Here is a 488-nt window from a genome sequence, read left to right as displayed (position 1 = left end):
AATCATTGCAGCAGTTATTATGAGCCTTAATCAACTATCTGGGTTAATTAAAAATATCTCAGATGTGTACTTCAAAGTTAAAGAAGAAGTACAAAAGAGTCGCAACCGCCAAGACGACTCAGAGTAAGAGAAGGGAGAGGGAAACCTCTCCTATTTTTTTTATAATTTATAACGCATTTATAGTAAGTAATCTTTTAAAAGATATTGCGTTTCTATTTTGAAACTTTTAACAACATTTGAAAAAAGATAAAATTTGTTGTTGACTTGAGCAAACCAAAGTGATATGATAGAGATATCAAAGGGAGGTGATAATATGAATTGGGTAATCATTGCAGCAGTTATTACAGGTCTTAATCAACTGTCTGGGTTAATTAAAAATATCTCAGATGTGTACTTCAAAGTTAAAGAAGAAGTACAAAAGAGTCGCAACCGCCAAGACGACTCGGAGTAAAAGAAGGGAGAGGGAAACCTCTCCTATTTTTTATAAG

At 33.2% G+C, this 488-nt stretch carries 1 protein-coding gene; it reads left to right on the top strand.

The features are described from left to right. Positions 1 to 313 precede the first annotated feature (313 nt). Positions 314 to 451, top strand: coding sequence for a hypothetical protein (locus GBN91_RS29155; RefSeq protein WP_176535481.1), 138 nt, complete (start codon positions 314 to 316; stop codon positions 449 to 451). The last annotated feature ends 37 nt before the right edge of the window (positions 452 to 488 follow it).

The sequence above is a fragment of the Bacillus sp. B1-WWTP-T-0.5-Post-4 genome (assembly GCF_009183795.1).
Taxonomy (GTDB): Bacteria; Bacillota; Bacilli; order Bacillales; family Bacillaceae_G; genus Bacillus_A; species Bacillus_A cereus.
Note: the sequence above shows the minus strand (reverse complement) of the source record. Positions and strands in the feature narration are given on the sequence as shown.

Bases quoted from the DNA above. Each gene is read 5' to 3' on its own strand.
- GBN91_RS29155 (WP_176535481.1), top strand. From the start codon at position 314: ATGAATTGGGTAATCATTGCAGCAGTTATTACAGGTCTTAATCAACTG.